Here is a 14,701-nt window from a genome sequence, read left to right on the forward strand (position 1 = left end):
CTCACGGCTACGTCACCACCAAGCAACATTTGCGTGCGATAGCTGTCGCGCTCGCTGAACACCGAGCCAACTGTCCCCCATCCAGCGCGCGTTCCGCTGAGCGTCGATCTGCCCCCCGGCAGCCGGCGGTGGCCTCGTGCGTCCGATCGATTTCCAGGAGATTCACACCCATGCGCTTCCGGACTTTCTTCGCCGTCCTGCTCTTCACCGCTGCCAGTGCCAGCGCAAACGCCCAGGTCGTCACCCTCAACAAGGGGGGCTACACCTTGCGCTACGACTGCACCAACCACACCGCGTTGCGCTATGAGTATGTCCTGCAGGCCGATACCGGCTCGGCGGCGCGTCCGTCCAGTTTCAATCTGGATACCGAACTGCCCAGCGGCTGCGCCGGCCAGACCTCCACGGCCTCCTACGCCAGCGTGCGCACCGGCTACGATCGCGGCCACCTGGTGACCTCCAACCACATGGACTACAACGCGACCTACATCCGTCGCGCCAACCTCATGTCCAACATCGTGCCGCAGGTGGCCAGCTTCAATCAGGGCATTTGGGTGCGCGCGGAAAACGTGGCCGAGTGTTACCGCGACATCGCCAGCGTGCAGGTCTACGGCGGCGTGATCTACAGCGACACCACCAACGATTACTTCCTGAGCAGCCACGGCATACGCACCCCGGATTTCTTCTGGAAGACGATCATTACCGCCAACCCCGGCGGCGGCACCCGCGCGATCAGCTGGCTGATTCCCAACAGCGCCAACCTCGGTTCGCTGGACAGCTACATCGTCAGCATCGACGAACTGGAAGACCTCTACGGCGCCAGCACCATCGGCATCACCGCACCGGCCGACGTCAAGGCCATGCTGCCCGCCACCACCTGGCCGCAGCCGAGCAATTGCGACCTGGGCTGAGCGCGGGCTGCGCGCGTCTCTCGCCGCGTCGATCAACAGCGGCTGACGCCATGTTGCGAGCAGTTGTCAGGTGGGTGCGGACGGCGCGCCCGGAACCGGAGTGTCCGCATGGCCCTTGCCGATGCCGAGCACCGGCCGTGCCCGCCTGGCGCTGAGCGCAGCAGCCTGGCCAGCCGCGCTCCATAGGGGGCGTGTGATCCAGCAGACAAGGCCCGGGATTCCCGGGCCTTGTCGTTGCAGGCAGCGCCACGCATGGCCCGCCGCAACACGCACTCAGGCATCGGGCGCGGCAAGCGCCGCAAACCAGTCCGCGTAGGGCGTGTTCTTGACCAGATACCGATTGAAGTCCTTTGCGCCATCGCTCCACCACACCGGGCCGCGCTCTCCCAGCCCCGTCTTGGCACGGTCCACCGCCGCACGCGCTGCAGCCAGCCGCCCGGCATCGTCATCGCGCCTGGCCGCCTTGACCGCGCGCCGCGCATCCATCAGCGCGCCGACCAGCCCGGCACGCACGTCTTCGCGCAGATGCGGGTTGGCGGTACGCCAGAGCCGGCCACGTACGATCAGATACCGGCCATCGGGCGTGGTGACGGGCGCAGTGGCGGCCGTCATTGCCAACGCACTCGCAAACAACCCTGTGACGTTGGGCAGGCCAAGCCGCGCCTACTCGACCCGCGCAAAGCGGGGACGCGCAACGCCGTCCACCTCGACCTGCGCGACGAACATCGCATACGGCCGCACCCACAGACCGACGTCGCTGTCCAACGGGCGGTAGAGCACCAGCGGGGCCAGCGTCTCGCTGCAGCGCACGACGCCGAGCACGTCATAACGGCCGCCCTTGAAGTGGCGGTACTGGCCCAACGCGATGCTGGGTAATGGCGACAGAGAGGTGTCCATGGATGTCACAGGATGGGCAGCCCCCAAGTCTAGGCAGCCCGGCCCGCGACAGCCAGCACATGCCGCGCAACCGGCGGCATGCGGGTGTCACCGATGCACGGCGCGGACAACGCCGCGACGTGCTTACTGGTCGTCGTCCTCTTCGTCCTCTTCGTCTTCGTCGCCCAGGTCGCTATCGTCCTCCACCGGGTCCTCGATGCCATCGTCGTCATCGATCTCGCTGTCCTGCGCGGGCCCTTCCTGGATTGGCGCAGTGTCCCTGCCCGGCGCCTTGACGCCATTGGGCGGGGTCGGATCGTCCACGCCGCGATTGCCGTTTTCGTCGTTGCTCATGGTCAGCTCCAGCGGTGAAAGACCGCACGGCCACCCTCCTCCCGCCGATGTGACGTGCACGTGTGTCCTGCACGATCGCAGCGCAGCCCATGCCGGCCACGCCTGAGCCGAGCGGGCGCCACCGCATCCGGCCGGTGCCTGTGGCCGTACTGATGAAAACGCCCACGGAGTCACCGCATGCCGAGCTTGATCCGCAACCTGGAAAACCTGCTCGCCGCCTGGAAAGCCGAGGCCAGCACCTTCGATGCCTGCGACATGCCGGCCTCCGCGCTGGCCTTCCGCGACTGCCACCGTCGCCTGTCCGCGTTGCTGGACGAACATGCGCGCCACACGGCCACGCCAGTGGTCGAGCGGGCCGCGCACGAGCAGCAGAACTCAGTGCCCCAGCTGCAGGCGCGCGCCATCGCGCCGATGGGTCCCTAGGGTGTCGATCAGCGTGTCGCTGGCCTGATTGACGCCGATCACCTCGACCTCGGCGCCGTGCGCGCGCAGCTTGAGCACCACCCGATCCAGCGCCGCCACCGCGCTGATGTCCCAGAAGTGCGCGTGGCTCAGATCGATCAGCACCTTGGGCGGCGTGCCCGGGAAATCGAAGCTGGCCACGAACTGCCCGGCCGATGCAAAGAACACCTGGCCGCGCACCGCATACACGCGCGCCCCGTCGTCACGCTCGCTGGCCTGCACCTGCAACATGCGCCCGACCTTGCGCGCAAAGAACAGCGCCGACAGCAGCACCCCGGCCAGCACGCCGCGGGCCAGATCGTGCGTCCACACCGTGACCACGACGGTGCCCAGCATCACCACCGACGAACTCCCCGGGTGCGTGCGCAGATCGCGTAGCGAGCCCCAGCTGAAGGTGCCGATGCTGACCATGATCATCACCGCCACCAGTGCCGCCATCGGAATCTGGCGCACCCAGGGCGCGCCATACACCACCATCAACAGCAGGACGACGCCGGCCACCAGGCACGACAGGCGCCCGCGTCCGCCCGAGCGCACGTTGATCACCGATTGCCCGATCATCGCGCAGCCGGCCATGCCACCGAAGCACCCGGCCAGCAGGTTCGCCAGTCCCTGGCCTGCGCATTCGCGGTTGCGCTGCGACGGGGTGTCGGTGAGGTCTTCGACAATCTGTGCAGTCATCAGCGACTCCAGCAGGCCCACCACGGCCAGCGTCGTCGACACCGGCAGCAGGATGCGCACGCTGTCCCACGTCAGCGGCACGTCCGGCAACAGGAACACCGGCAGGCTGTCGGGCAGACGGCCCATGTCGCCCACGTTGCGGATGTCGATGTGCCAATACGCGCACACCGCCGTCAGCACCACGATGGCGACCAGCGGCGAGGGAATCGCCGTGGTGAAGCGCGGCAGCAGATAGATGATGGCCAGGCCCGCCGCACACACCGCATGCACCGGCCATGGCATGCCGACCAGCTCCGGCAGCTGCGCCAGGAAGATCAGGATCGCCAACGCATTGACGAAGCCGGTGATCACCGAGCGCGAGACAAAGCGCATCAATGCACCCAGGCGCAATGCCGCCGCGATCAGCTGCAGCGCGCCGGCCAGCACGGTGGCCGCCAGCAGATACTGCAGCCCGTGTTCCCTGACCAGGTCCACCATCAACAACGCCATTGCGCCGGTGGCGGCAGAAATCATCCCGGGCCGGCCACCGGCGATGGAAGTCACCACCGCAATGCAGAACGCCGCGTACAGCCCGACCTTGGGGTCGACACCGGCAATGATCGAAAACGCGATGGCTTCGGGAATCAGCGCAAGCGCGACCACGATGCCGGCGAGCACATCGCCACGCACGTTGCCGAGCCATTGCTGGCGCAACGAGAAAACTCTGGACATTGAAACGCCTCCGCGCACCGGCAAACACACGGCGCGCCTACATGAACGTCAAACACCTGGACCTTCGCAGCAACTGCGAGCGCGTGATGCCTTAGGTCAGGGTGGTGTCATGTGTCGGAGGAAATCGCGCTGGACGAAGCTTCATGCTAACGCGCTGATGTCGGTGAGCACAACCGATGGCGCGCTGCTGCGCATGCACATCGAGCAGTCGAAGCCGAGCAACGCTGCCGATGCCGGAACACCACCAACGCGCAGGCCGCTGAAAGATGCGTATTGGCATCGCATGGTGCCGCTGCCACGGGGCAAGCTGCATGCGTCGCGGGCGCAGGGCATTGCCGGAGACGCCGGCTACATTCGGTGGATGTGCCGGACCAGCACGCGCCCTGTCGCTTCAGCCGCTGCCGGCAGCACGTGGCTCAGTCATCGCCGAGCACACGCTCGCCCATCAGTTCGCGCTCGCGCTTTTCCAGCTCTTCGGCATAGCGCTTGCGCACGAAGCTTTCCGACAACACGCCCAGCACCTTGCGTTGGGCATCGATCACCGCCAGCTCATCGGCCTGCGTGACGTCGAAGACCTTCATCACCGCCACGATGTCGGTGTCTGCCAGCAATGCCGCGTCGCGGTGGCTGGCGTAGTCGCTCACCTGCGCATCGGCCTGCACATTGTCCGCATACAGCACCGCCAGCGGCACCACACCGGCGTAATGGCCGGCGGCGTCTTCCAGCACCACGCGCTGCGTGGACCCCAACGGAAACCGCCGGCGAAACTCGCTCACCGTGGTGTCGTGCGCGGTGTGGTTGGCGTCCTTGCGCATCATCTTGCCGGCCGACAGGTTGCGCACCCAGCCCACGTCGCGTGCACTGCGGATGTTTTCGCCACGCAGATGCAGGCGCCAGGTGGAGAACGAATAGCCAAACACCTGGCGCACCACCGTATTGGCCACCAGCACCGCCACCATCACCGCGCTCGCCAGCACAAAGTCGTGCGTGCCTTCCAGGATCAGCATCGCCATCGTCATCGGCGCACCGACAATGGCTGCCGCCAACGCGGCCATGCCCACCAACGAGGCGCTGGTGATATCCACCGCCGCGGCGCCGACCAGCAGGTTCAGGAATACCGCAAACAGGCTGCCCACCAGCGAGCCCATGAACAGCGAAGCGAAGAACAGGCCGCCACGGAAGCCGAAACCCAGCGAGATGCCCGACGCGATGCATTTGAGCACCAGCACACCGGCCAACACCTGCAGCGTGCTGCTGCTGGTCAGGTCCAGGTGCAGGGCGCCATGCCCCGACGACAGCACCTGCGGCGAATACATCGCCAGCGGAATCAGCAGCAACCCGCCCACCACCGGGCGGCCCCAGATCGGCAGCGCGATCCGCCCCACGGCGCGTTCGATACCGGCCACCAGCCGCATCACCGCGATGCCGATCAACGCGCAGGTCAGCCCCAGCGCGATATAGATCGCATAGTCGCGCGGCTGCAATTGATAGGCCACCGCCGCCGGCAACGAATACGGCGCGGCACCGAGCGCGTTGGCCATGAACGCACCGGCCAATGCCGCTGCGGCCACCGGCGCAAGCGCCGAGGGCGTGTAGGCGCCGATCACGATCTCGAATGCGTAGAACGCACCGGCCAGCGGCGCCCCGAACGCACCGGCGATCGCACCGGCCGCACCGGCACCGACCAGCGTGCGCATGTCGGCCCGGCGGACCCGCAACACACGGCCCAGCTGCGAACCGGCGCCCGCGCCCATCTGCGTATAGGTCGCCTCCAGCCCCACCGATGCACCAACGCCGTTGGACAGCAGCGTCTGCACCGCAACGATCAGGTTGTCGCGCATCGACATCCGCCCGCCGTGCAGGGCATTGGCTTCCACCGCATCCACCAGCGGCCGCTTGCGCCGCCGCGCCAGCAAGGCCACCAGGCCCACCAGCAGGCCGCCCAATGGCAACACCAGCAACTGGGTGGCGGTGATCGCTTCGGCGGTGCTGAGCCGCTCGCCCGGCGCGAGCGCGTACAGCCAGGCCTGCAGCGCATGCGCAATACCGGCCTGCACCACCATCAGTGCCGCGGCGATCAGCCCCACCACGGCTGCCAGCCCGATGAACCACAGATCGTTGGCGCGCAACTGCCGGCGCAACCACTCCAGCGGCCGGCGCCAGGGTGCGACCGCCGGGTGCACGACATGCATGGGGTTGTGAGGAAGTGGCTGCATGGAAGACCAGCGCTCCGCCGGATCAGGGTGCCGGCGCGCGGGGAGACGTCAGCGATGCGGCCTAGTGTGCAGCAACCTGGCTGACCTGCCGCAGTCTGGCCGCGGCAGGGCACGCAACGAACACGGCGGCGCAGCGGGCGCCGGCCACGCGCCGGGGGACGGCGCGCTCACCCCAGCGCACACAGCGGCTTTTCGCCTGGCCGTAATGTGAGCACACGCACACCGGTACGCGTCACCGCAACGGTGTGCTCGAACTGCGCCGACAACGTGCCATCGCGCGTACGCACCGGCCAGCGATCCGGCTCGGCGCGGATCGCCGCCCTGCCCTGGTTGAGCATCGGCTCGATGGTGAACACCATGCCTTCCTGCAGCGGCATCCCGGTGCCGGCATGCCCGTAGTGCAGGATCTGCGGCTCCTCATGCATCTGCCGGCCGATGCCATGCCCGCAATATTCCTTCACCACGCCATAGCCCTGCTCGCGCGCATGCCGCGCAATCGCATGACCGATATCGCCCAGCCGCGCGCCCGGACGCACCGCGGCAATCCCCTTCCACATCGCCTGATAGGCAGCCCGCACCAACCGCCGCGCCGGATACGCCACCTCGCCCACCAGGTACGTCGTGCTGGAGTCGGCAAGATAGCCGTTCTTTTCCAGCGTGATATCCAGATTGACGATCTGCCCGTTGCGCAGCACGTCCGCAGCCGATGGCACGCCGTGGCACACCACATCGTCGATCGAGGCATTGAGCACGAAGGGAAAGCCGTACTGCCCCTTGCTGGCCGGCCGCGCGTCCAGCTCATCGACAATCATCCGCTCGACGAAGTCGTTGAGTTCCAGCGTGCTGCGGCCTGCCAGCGGCAGCCGATCCAGCGCATGGAACACCCGCGCCAGCAACGCACCGGCGTTGGCCATCAGCGCAATCTCCGCCGGCTGCTTGATCATGCCCGCGCCGGTTTCAAGGATGGCGGCCGCACGCCCGCCGCCCGCAGCTGCTGCGCGACGATCTGCTGAAACGACAACTCCGGATGCATCTCGCACAGCATGCCGACCTTGATCCAGAACGTGGCCTGCGCATTGATCGACCGGCTGGTCACCGTGCACGCGCGACGTAGCTGATCGTGCAGTTCGTCATCGATATTGACGATGCCCATGCAAGCTCCGATGTCAGGAATATACGAATCGTATATGAAACGTATATTCGCGCACAAACGCGGGTACAGGCCCTCGGCTGCGCTCGGGGTATGCCAAGCGAACGCAGCCGGGAAGGAAACCGGGAACGGAGCGCTAGTGGCCGGCAACCGGCGAGCGTGCGCCTGCGGCAAACCCATGACGTCTGGCACGCCATGCAATCAACCATCCGATGGCCAGCAGCAAGGCCATGGCAACCGGGAAGGTCTGCGCGCCCCAGTGGTCCAGCAGCACGCCGCCCACCACGCCACCGCCGGCGATGACGCTGTTCCACGCCACCACATTGAGCGATAGCGCCACATCGGCGCCTTCGCCTGCGCTGTCGGCAAGTGCCGTCTGCAGCAGGGTCGCCGCGCCGCCGAAGGTCAGCCCCCATATCGCCACACATACGTAGACCACAGGCTGCACGTCCTGCAGGAATGCCAGCACCACCGAGATCGCGAGGAACGTTGCCAACGACACCAACACCGTGCCACGCAGATGCTGCTCCACCAGCCTTGCTGCCACGCCGATGCCAGCCAGTGCCGCAACGCCGAAGATCAGCAGCAACACGTCCACGCGATGTCCCAGCCCGGCGTGTGCGGCGAACGGCGCCACATAGGTGTACAGGATGTTGTGGGCCAGCATCCACGCCATCACCGTGGCGAGCACGGGACGCACGCCCGGCGTGCCAAGCACCTTGCGCAGCGGCACCCGCTGCGCTGCCGACTGGCCCGGGTAGTCGGGCACCTTCAGCAGCACCCACACGATCAGGATCAGCGTCAATCCGGACATCGCCGCAAACGCACTCCGCCAGCCCAGCAGGCCTCCCATCCAGGTGCCCAGCGGCACGCCGAGGGAGAGCGCAACCGGCGTGCCCACCATCGCAATCGCCATGGCCCTGCCCTGCTGGTCCGGCTGCACCATGCGCCGCGCATAACCGGCAAGCAGGCTCCACGCCAGGCCTGCCGCTGCGCCGGCAAAGAAGCGCGCCGCCAGGGTCAGGCTGTAGTTGCTCGACAGTGCGGTGACCGAGTTGAACAACAGGAAGCCGACGATGGTGAGCAGCAGCACGTTACGCCGCCGCCACTGCTGGGTCGCAATGGTCAGCGGGATGGCGGCCATCACCGAACCCAGCGCGTACGCGGTCACCGTCTGCCCGGCCAGTGCCGGGCTGATGCCAAGGCCCGCGGACAGTTGCGGCAACAACCCTGCCGGCAGGGTTTCGGTCACGATGCAGATGAAACCGGTCATGGCCAGCGCCAACAGGGCGGCGATTGGTAATGGCGGCGGGATCGCACCGGCGGTGGATGCAGTTGGAGAGGTCACACGCTGTCCTTCGTTGGGGAGGGAGATTTCTGCACGGCTCGCTACATCTATATTGATCGATACACATCTAGACCAAAAAAAACAGGTCGTCTTGGGACCTGCCGGCCGGCAACACCACGCCATGATCTGTATCGTTCGATATATATATTCGCGCGGTGACCGCGTTGTCAACGATATCTGTATCGACTAGTCTTGATGTAGAGATCGGAGGGCGCCATGGCGCAAATGGGAAGGCCGCGCAGCTTTGACCGCGACGCCGCGGTCGAGCAGGCGCTTCACCTGTTCTGGGAACAGGGCTACGAATCCACCTCGCTGAGCCAGCTCAAGGCCGCGATTGGCGGCGGCATCACCGCGCCCAGCTTCTATGCCGCATTCGGCTCGAAGGAAGCGCTCTTCAGGGAATGCATGGACCGCTACCTGGCGACCTACGCAAAGGTGACCCACTGCTTGTGGGACACCACGCTCGGCCCGAAACAGGCGGTGGAACTCGCGCTGCGCCGCTCGGCCAAGATGCAGTGCGAGCGCGGCCACCCGAAAGGCTGCATGGTCACGCTGGGAGTGATGAGCGCGCCGTCGCCGGAGTTCTCGGCACTGTGCGCACCGCTGACGCGCTCGCGCGCCCGCACCCGCGCCGGCATCCGCGCCTGCGTGGACCGCGCCATCGCCAGCGGAGACCTCGGGCCGGCCGCCGACGCCGCCGCACTGACCTGCGTGTTCGACAGCTTCCTGCTCGGGCTCTCCACGCTCGCCCGGGATGGCATGAGCTTCAAGGCGATGGATGCCGCCATCACCCAGCTCATGGGGTTCTGGGACGCCCAGGCCGGCTAGGCAGGCCGCGCTTCAACCCGTGCGCCGCAGCGGCCAGGAACGGCAGCGCGCATTGCGCTGACTTTCTCAGTCGAAGGTGCCGATCGCAGCAAGCCGCACCAACTCGTCCACCACGTAGCGCACCTTCGGGCGCAAGTGGCGCGTGCGCGGCCAGAGCGCGTAGATTTCGATGCAATAGCCCGTGCACTCTTCCAGGACGAGCCGCAAGCTGCCCGACTGGATGTGCGGGCGCACCAGCGAGATCGGCATCTGGCAGATGCCCAGACCTCCGATCGCAGCGTCGATGACAGCGTCCCCGTCATTCAACTGGTGCGTTCCTTCAGGTACGAAATCGCGGTCGGCCACCTTGCCGCCAAACCGCCAGCCGACGGGCTGGCCATTGCGGAAGCCCACGACGCTGCGATGCGCCTGCAGGTCCTTGATCGTGCGAGGAGTGCCGTGCGCGGCGAGATACGCGGGCGATGCGCATAACACCAGGCGCTGGCGTCCCAGCTTGCGTGCCACCAGGCCACCCGAACTTTCGAGTCCGCCAAACCGGATCGTCAGGTCGATGCCTTCCTGGGCCGGGTCGATCAGATGGTCGTTGAAGGAGAGCGTGTAGTGGAGGTCGGGATGCGCTGCGCCGATGCGGAGCAGGATCGGCAACATGACGTGGCGGCCGAAAGACGAGGGCATGTCCACCCGCAGCCGGCCGGTGGGCAATGACGACTGCGAGGCCAGGCCGGCTTCTGCACTGGCAATCTCTTCCAACGCAGCAGCGCATGCGGCGAAATAGGATTCGCCGTCGGCGGTGAGCGCGATGCGGCGCGTGGTGCGATGGAACAGGCGCACGCGCAGCCGCGCCTCCAGGCGAGCGATCGCCTTGCCCACCGCCGAGCGCGAGATCCCCAGCGACGCGGCCGCCTCGGTGAACGTGCTGGAACGGGCCGCGGTGACGAAGGTGACCAGCCCATTGAGTGTCTCGACAGGAATCATCCGACCTCCGTTGGGGAATTGATGTCCCCAATGGCGGGACTCCTGGCACCTTTATGTGCATCGAAGTCAACCTTACCTTCTTTAGCCCTCCCCACCAAATACCTCCCCCCATGACATCAACGATTTTCCAACCCTTCGATCTCGGCGACACCCGGCTGAGCAACCGCATCGTGATGGCACCGATGACCCGCGCCCGCAATCCGGAGTACGTTGCGAACGCATTGACGGCCACGTATTACGGCCAACGCGCGAGCGCAGGCCTGATTGTCAGCGAGGGCACGCCTGTCTCGCAGCAAGGCCAGGGCTATATCGATGTGCCCGGCATCTGGTCGCAGGAGCAGGTTGCCGGCTGGAAGGTGGTGACCGATGCAGTGCATGCGCGGCAAGGCAAGATCTTCGCCCAGCTGTGGCATGTGGGCCGCATGTCGCATACCTCGCTACAGCCCAATGGCGCCGATCCGGTGAGCGCGAGCACGCGCCCGGTTGCATCCAGCTCCAAGAGCTTTGCATTCATCTACCGCGAGGACGGAACGCGAGGGACGGCTGAGCCCAGCCCGGCGCGCGCGCTCGAGACCGAAGAAGTGCCGGGCATCGTCAGGGATTTCGAACAGGCGGCCCAACGCGCGATCGATGCAGGCTTCGACGGCATCGAGATCCACGCGGCCAATGGCTACCTCTTCGAGCAGTTCCTCAACCCGATCACCAATGACCGTGTCGACGCCTACGGTGGCTCGCTGCAGAACAGGGCGCGGCTCATTCTCGAGACCGTGGATGCAGTGGCAGCGCGCATCGGCTCGGGCAAGGTGGGAATCCGCCTTGCACCGAACAATCGCCAATTCGACATGCCCGCATACGTGGAGAGCGAGGCCAGCTACCTGTATCTGGCCGAAGAACTGGCCAAGCGTGGGCTTGCGTATGTGCATCTAAACGACAACCACGCAAACGGCTCTCCCGACATGAGCGAAACGTTCCTCGCAGCGTTCAAGCGCAGCTACGGCGGCACCGTGATCCTTGCGGGCAAATTGACCCTGGAATGGGCCACTCGGTTGATCGACCAGGGGGTGATCGACCTAGCCGCGTTCGGCCAGCCTTTCATTGCAAACCCGGACCTCGTCGCCCGCCTGCAGACAGGTGTCCCGCTCGCCACTCCGGATCGCGACACCTATTACGGCGGCGGTGCCGAGGGTTACATCGACTATCCGGCCGCAACCTGATCGCAACCTGACAAGACGCATCCACCGCGTCGATGCACCGCCGGCAGCTGCCGCTGCGCCCTGCGAATTCGCCTCCATAGGATATCGCAGCGCGCAGCGGCATGCTTCTGCGCGGGGCTGCAGCGCGCATGGAGGTGGACGCGAGTGACGCGTCGTCCCTTGCGCTGGCGGCATGCGTGATTGCCGGCGGCGCGCCATCGACCTGCAATAGCGCGCGCACAAACGCTGGGCAACGGGCGCCGAATGCCAGGTGGCGCGCGACACTGGCAACGACGACCGCCAAGACCATGCGCTGCCGACGGCAAGACCGCCCAGCCGCAGCTAATTGCGCGGCAATTTCCCGGCCAACCTCAAATCAAACGCCTGCAGATCGCTGAGCCGACTGCAGAGCACCACGCTATCCAGGCGCGTGGCGCCTGCCACCATGGGCGGCGATGAACATTCCGACAGCCGACCGGCAGTAGGACTCGATTTCATGGCTGTCTTCTGCTTTCCGCGCATCGAAGCGCGCGATGATCAGCAGGTCGGCTCCCTTGAAAAGCGCCGCAAACAAGCGCGCGGACCCGAGAGGATCGGGCACGTCCAGCAGTGCCCGCTCATGCAACTGACGTAACAACGCCGCGATTTGGGCAATGACATACGCGGGGCCGCCCTCGTAGTGGAGCCTGCTCAATGAATTCTGGTTCGTCTTGTCGGCCATGACCATGGCTTCAACGCTGCGGACATCCGGGCTCAACAGGGTGCGAAGCAGCGATGATCCAACGGCCATCAGCTGGTCTTCAGCCGAGCCGCCGACGCTTTCAGAAAACACCTGCGGCGCAAATTGGTGGCACCGGTCTGCGATGGCCGCGCTGAATAGCGCCTCCTTGCTCTCGAAGTGCCGGTAGATGCTGAGCTTGGAGATCTTCGCCCGCTGGGCGACCTTGTCCAATGTGGTCGCCTGGAAGCCCAGTTCCACAAAAAGCGCATAGGCAGCGTCGATGATCGTTTGACCAAGCGCCGCATTGGTTGGCCGGCCGCGCCGGCTTTGACTGTTCTGGGCCACTCGAATTTGAGTCCTTGACAGTATCCTAATTCTGTATTTAGGATACTAACCAGTACCAAAAATAGCAACCCGCAGGCTGGCGCGTTTCCAGCTCCAGGCGTTTCGCCAGGCCGGCGGCCTCTTTCATTGACAGCTCGGAACCTATTCCTATGGATGACGTCATCATCATCGGCGGCAGCTTTGCAGGTCTCGCCGCCGCCCTGCAGCTTGGCCGTGCCCGCCGCAAGGTCACTGTCCTGGACACCGGCCGGCCGCGTAACCGCTTTGCCGGACACTCGCACGGCGTGCTCGGCCACGATCACAAGCCACCGCTGGACATCCTGGTCGAGGCCCGGCAGCAACTTGCGCGCTATCCAACGATCAGGCTGATCGATGCGCGGGCCGAGCGGGTGTCAGGCGTTATCGACGATTTCTGCGTGCTCACCGACGATCACGAAAGCCTGAAGACGCGTCGCCTGATCCTGAGCTATGGCGTTGTCGACCAGATGCCTGCGGTGCCGGGCTATGCCGAAAGCTGGGGGACATCCATCGTGCCCTGCCCTTACTGCGATGGCTTCGAAGTCGCCTCGCAACATTGGGGCCTGGTCTGGTCCGGCCCGCAGTCGATGCACCAGGTCCGGCTGTTCCACGATTGGACTAACAGGCTGACGGTCTTTGCCGATGGCCACGCCATCGCACCCGAGCTGCGGGCCGATCTGGCAGGCCGCAACGTGCCTGTGGCCGATGGCCGGATGACCGGGATTGCCCGTCACGGGGACCACGGTGCCACCATCAGCATCGATGACGGCTCCGACGTTGCGGTCGATATCCTGTTTGCGCATCCGCGCACCACGCCATCGGCAAGCCTGCACGAATCGCTGGGCCTGGCCACGGTCAATACGCCAACCGGCATCGCCCTCAAGGTCGACGAGCGCCGCGAAACCAGCATGCCCGGCATCTACGCCGCAGGCGACCTCGCCAATCCCGGAATGGCCTCGGTCACCACTGCATCATGGCAGGGCGCCACGGCGGGTATCGCCGCCCAGCAATCGATGCTGGTTTGAGACAGACCGACGAATGTCGAGCACATCACCTTCGATCTGCCACATCGCGGCTTCCATGCATTGCAGCGGCCGAGGGTCTCAACAACGACGTTGGGCCCGACTACGAAGTCCCCAACGGCAGATACAGTGTCAGCGCACTCTCTGCAGCCTCACGGAATCCGTAGCTCTTGTAGAACCCGGCTGCCTTCGTATGCAAGGCATCCACCAGCAGCACTCGCACGCCCAACTGCTCCCGCAGACTCAAGCAACGAGCGATCGCATGTGCCAGCAGGTAATCCCCATGCCCCTTACCCTGCTCTGCTGATGAAACCGCCAAGCGTCCCATCCGGATCGCGGGCACCGGGTAGTTGGGCAGGCGCTTGCGATCCTGCTCCTGTAACGCTGTCAGCAAGAGCTGGGCCGCTGACAAGGTGTAGTAGCCCAGAATGTTGCCAGCAACCTCATCATCCACCAGGACATGGGTCGTGCTGATGCCATCGCTGTGATGCTGCACCGCCTGCCGCCGCAAATACGCATCCAGTGTCGACTCCCCGCAGCTGAAACCGTTGCGGTCGTGCCGCTCTGGCTGGAGTTGCTCAACGATTGGCACGCACTTAGCCCTGCGCGACGCGGGCGAGCGCCTTCCTCAACTTGGCATTGGGCTGGAAGGGTGCGTCCAAGGCTTTCAGGAATCGCTTGGATTCCTCCGCCGACAACGTCACTGTCAACTCGGCGGCCATGACGCTCTCCGCCTCGCGCATGACCGCATCACGCACAAAGGCCGAAAGTGGCACGCCACGCAGATCGGCGGCACGGGAAATCCTCGCCTTGTCGGCCGGGTTCAATCGCAGGTCGAGACGGGCAGCGGCGTCGGTCATTGCAAGCTCCTATTTGTACGGCATATTACCGTA

General features: G+C 65.6%; 17 protein-coding genes and 1 other RNA gene. 5 read left to right on the forward strand and 13 right to left on the reverse strand.

From position 1 onward, the window contains the following. The first annotated feature begins 170 nt into the window (after positions 1 to 170). Positions 171 to 908 (forward strand): DNA/RNA non-specific endonuclease, encoded by a 738-nt coding sequence (locus H7A87_RS17360; RefSeq protein WP_104650158.1) that lies wholly within the window; start codon positions 171 to 173, stop codon positions 906 to 908. Positions 909 to 948: 40 nt separating this feature from the next. On the opposite strand, the gene H7A87_RS17365 is transcribed toward H7A87_RS17360, so the two are convergent. From H7A87_RS17365 to H7A87_RS17380, 4 genes are all read right to left on the reverse strand, one after another. After that, positions 949 to 1,025, reverse strand: a non-coding RNA gene (locus H7A87_RS17365) — sX9 sRNA. A gap of 156 nt (positions 1,026 to 1,181) precedes the next feature. Continuing rightward, positions 1,182 to 1,520 carry a hypothetical protein gene (locus H7A87_RS17370; protein ID WP_119128247.1) on the reverse strand — a complete coding sequence of 113 codons (339 nt, stop codon included), beginning with the start codon at positions 1,518 to 1,520 and terminating at the stop codon, positions 1,182 to 1,184. 51 nt (positions 1,521 to 1,571) lie between these two features. Then, positions 1,572 to 1,805 carry a DUF1653 domain-containing protein gene (locus H7A87_RS17375; protein WP_104650156.1) on the reverse strand — a complete coding sequence of 78 codons (234 nt, stop codon included), beginning with the start codon at positions 1,803 to 1,805 and terminating at the stop codon, positions 1,572 to 1,574. 123 nt (positions 1,806 to 1,928) lie between these two features. Continuing rightward, entirely contained in the window at positions 1,929 to 2,138 is a 210-nt protein-coding gene (locus H7A87_RS17380) for a hypothetical protein (protein WP_119128246.1), read from the reverse strand. Between the two features lie 177 nt (positions 2,139 to 2,315). Here H7A87_RS17380 and H7A87_RS17385 point away from each other — a divergent pair, with 177 nt between their 5' ends. Then, a complete protein-coding gene (locus tag H7A87_RS17385) occupies positions 2,316 to 2,561 on the forward strand; it encodes a hypothetical protein (RefSeq protein WP_119128245.1) in 246 nt (81 codons plus the stop codon). Here H7A87_RS17385 and H7A87_RS17390 read toward each other — a convergent pair. From H7A87_RS17390 to H7A87_RS17410, 5 genes are all read right to left on the reverse strand, one after another. Next, positions 2,514 to 3,992, reverse strand: coding sequence for a SulP family inorganic anion transporter (locus H7A87_RS17390; protein WP_211909943.1), 1,479 nt, complete (start codon positions 3,990 to 3,992; stop codon positions 2,514 to 2,516). The genes H7A87_RS17385 and H7A87_RS17390 overlap by 48 nt on opposite strands. Positions 3,993 to 4,408: 416 nt before the next feature. Continuing rightward, a complete protein-coding gene (locus tag H7A87_RS17395; protein ID WP_321186775.1) occupies positions 4,409 to 6,208 on the reverse strand; it encodes a chloride channel protein in 1,800 nt (599 codons plus the stop codon). 167 nt (positions 6,209 to 6,375) lie between these two features. Next, positions 6,376 to 7,152, reverse strand: a complete 777-nt coding sequence (map, locus tag H7A87_RS17400; protein WP_119128242.1) for a type I methionyl aminopeptidase — start codon at positions 7,150 to 7,152, stop codon at positions 6,376 to 6,378. Then, positions 7,149 to 7,361 carry a ParD-like family protein gene (locus tag H7A87_RS17405; RefSeq protein WP_104583161.1) on the reverse strand — a complete coding sequence of 71 codons (213 nt, stop codon included), beginning with the start codon at positions 7,359 to 7,361 and terminating at the stop codon, positions 7,149 to 7,151. Before H7A87_RS17405 ends, map begins: the two co-directional genes overlap by 4 nt. A gap of 133 nt (positions 7,362 to 7,494) precedes the next feature. After that, entirely contained in the window at positions 7,495 to 8,706 is a 1,212-nt protein-coding gene (locus tag H7A87_RS17410) for an MFS transporter (RefSeq protein WP_321186774.1), read from the reverse strand. Between the two features lie 216 nt (positions 8,707 to 8,922). On the opposite strand from H7A87_RS17410, the gene H7A87_RS17415 reads away from it, so the two are divergent. After that, positions 8,923 to 9,534: a TetR/AcrR family transcriptional regulator gene (locus H7A87_RS17415; RefSeq protein ID WP_104583160.1), complete on the forward strand. Its 612-nt coding sequence runs from the start codon at positions 8,923 to 8,925 to the stop codon at positions 9,532 to 9,534. Positions 9,535 to 9,600: 66 nt separating this feature from the next. Here H7A87_RS17415 and H7A87_RS17420 read toward each other — a convergent pair whose 3' ends face one another. Continuing rightward, the gene (locus H7A87_RS17420; RefSeq protein WP_104583159.1) at positions 9,601 to 10,509 is read right to left on the reverse strand and encodes a LysR family transcriptional regulator; all 909 of its coding nucleotides are present in this window, start codon (positions 10,507 to 10,509) and stop codon (positions 9,601 to 9,603) included. 110 nt (positions 10,510 to 10,619) lie between these two features. Here H7A87_RS17420 and H7A87_RS17425 point away from each other — a divergent pair, with 110 nt between their 5' ends. Then, a complete protein-coding gene (locus H7A87_RS17425) occupies positions 10,620 to 11,723 on the forward strand; it encodes an alkene reductase (protein WP_119128241.1) in 1,104 nt (367 codons plus the stop codon). 397 nt (positions 11,724 to 12,120) lie between these two features. On the opposite strand, the gene H7A87_RS17430 is transcribed toward H7A87_RS17425, so the two are convergent. After that, a complete protein-coding gene (locus tag H7A87_RS17430) occupies positions 12,121 to 12,768 on the reverse strand; it encodes a TetR/AcrR family transcriptional regulator (RefSeq protein ID WP_119128240.1) in 648 nt (215 codons plus the stop codon). 149 nt (positions 12,769 to 12,917) lie between these two features. Here H7A87_RS17430 and H7A87_RS17435 point away from each other — a divergent pair, with 149 nt between their 5' ends. Next, the gene (locus H7A87_RS17435) at positions 12,918 to 13,811 is read left to right on the forward strand and encodes an NAD(P)/FAD-dependent oxidoreductase (protein WP_119128239.1); all 894 of its coding nucleotides are present in this window, start codon (positions 12,918 to 12,920) and stop codon (positions 13,809 to 13,811) included. A 100-nt stretch (positions 13,812 to 13,911) separates the two neighbouring features. Here H7A87_RS17435 and H7A87_RS17440 read toward each other — a convergent pair whose 3' ends face one another. Next, a complete protein-coding gene (locus H7A87_RS17440; RefSeq protein ID WP_119128238.1) occupies positions 13,912 to 14,400 on the reverse strand; it encodes a GNAT family N-acetyltransferase in 489 nt (162 codons plus the stop codon). Positions 14,401 to 14,404: 4 nt separating this feature from the next. Continuing rightward, on the reverse strand, positions 14,405 to 14,668 hold the full coding sequence (locus H7A87_RS17445) for a DUF1778 domain-containing protein (RefSeq protein ID WP_119128237.1): 264 nt from the start codon (positions 14,666 to 14,668) through the stop codon (positions 14,405 to 14,407). Positions 14,669 to 14,701 lie beyond the last annotated feature (33 nt).

The sequence above is a fragment of the Xanthomonas sp. CPBF 426 genome, assembly GCF_903989465.1.
Classification (GTDB): domain Bacteria; phylum Pseudomonadota; class Gammaproteobacteria; order Xanthomonadales; family Xanthomonadaceae; genus Xanthomonas; species Xanthomonas euroxanthea.

Coding starts and splice junctions, on each gene's coding strand:
- H7A87_RS17390 (WP_211909943.1), bottom strand. CDS start 3,992: ATGTCCAGAGTTTTCTCGTTGCGCCAGCAATGGCTCGGCAACGTGCGT.
- H7A87_RS17395 (WP_321186775.1), bottom strand. CDS start 6,208: ATGCAGCCACTTCCTCACAACCCCATGCATGTCGTGCACCCGGCGGTC.
- H7A87_RS17435 (WP_119128239.1), top strand. CDS start 12,918: ATGGATGACGTCATCATCATCGGCGGCAGCTTTGCAGGTCTCGCCGCC.
- map (WP_119128242.1), bottom strand. CDS start 7,152: ATGATCAAGCAGCCGGCGGAGATTGCGCTGATGGCCAACGCCGGTGCG.
- H7A87_RS17375 (WP_104650156.1), bottom strand. CDS start 1,805: ATGGACACCTCTCTGTCGCCATTACCCAGCATCGCGTTGGGCCAGTAC.
- H7A87_RS17405 (WP_104583161.1), bottom strand. CDS start 7,361: ATGGGCATCGTCAATATCGATGACGAACTGCACGATCAGCTACGTCGC.
- H7A87_RS17425 (WP_119128241.1), top strand. CDS start 10,620: ATGACATCAACGATTTTCCAACCCTTCGATCTCGGCGACACCCGGCTG.
- H7A87_RS17415 (WP_104583160.1), top strand. CDS start 8,923: ATGGCGCAAATGGGAAGGCCGCGCAGCTTTGACCGCGACGCCGCGGTC.
- H7A87_RS17370 (WP_119128247.1), bottom strand. CDS start 1,520: ATGACGGCCGCCACTGCGCCCGTCACCACGCCCGATGGCCGGTATCTG.
- H7A87_RS17380 (WP_119128246.1), bottom strand. CDS start 2,138: ATGAGCAACGACGAAAACGGCAATCGCGGCGTGGACGATCCGACCCCG.
- H7A87_RS17445 (WP_119128237.1), bottom strand. CDS start 14,668: ATGACCGACGCCGCTGCCCGTCTCGACCTGCGATTGAACCCGGCCGAC.
- H7A87_RS17420 (WP_104583159.1), bottom strand. CDS start 10,509: ATGATTCCTGTCGAGACACTCAATGGGCTGGTCACCTTCGTCACCGCG.
- H7A87_RS17360 (WP_104650158.1), top strand. CDS start 171: ATGCGCTTCCGGACTTTCTTCGCCGTCCTGCTCTTCACCGCTGCCAGT.
- H7A87_RS17385 (WP_119128245.1), top strand. CDS start 2,316: ATGCCGAGCTTGATCCGCAACCTGGAAAACCTGCTCGCCGCCTGGAAA.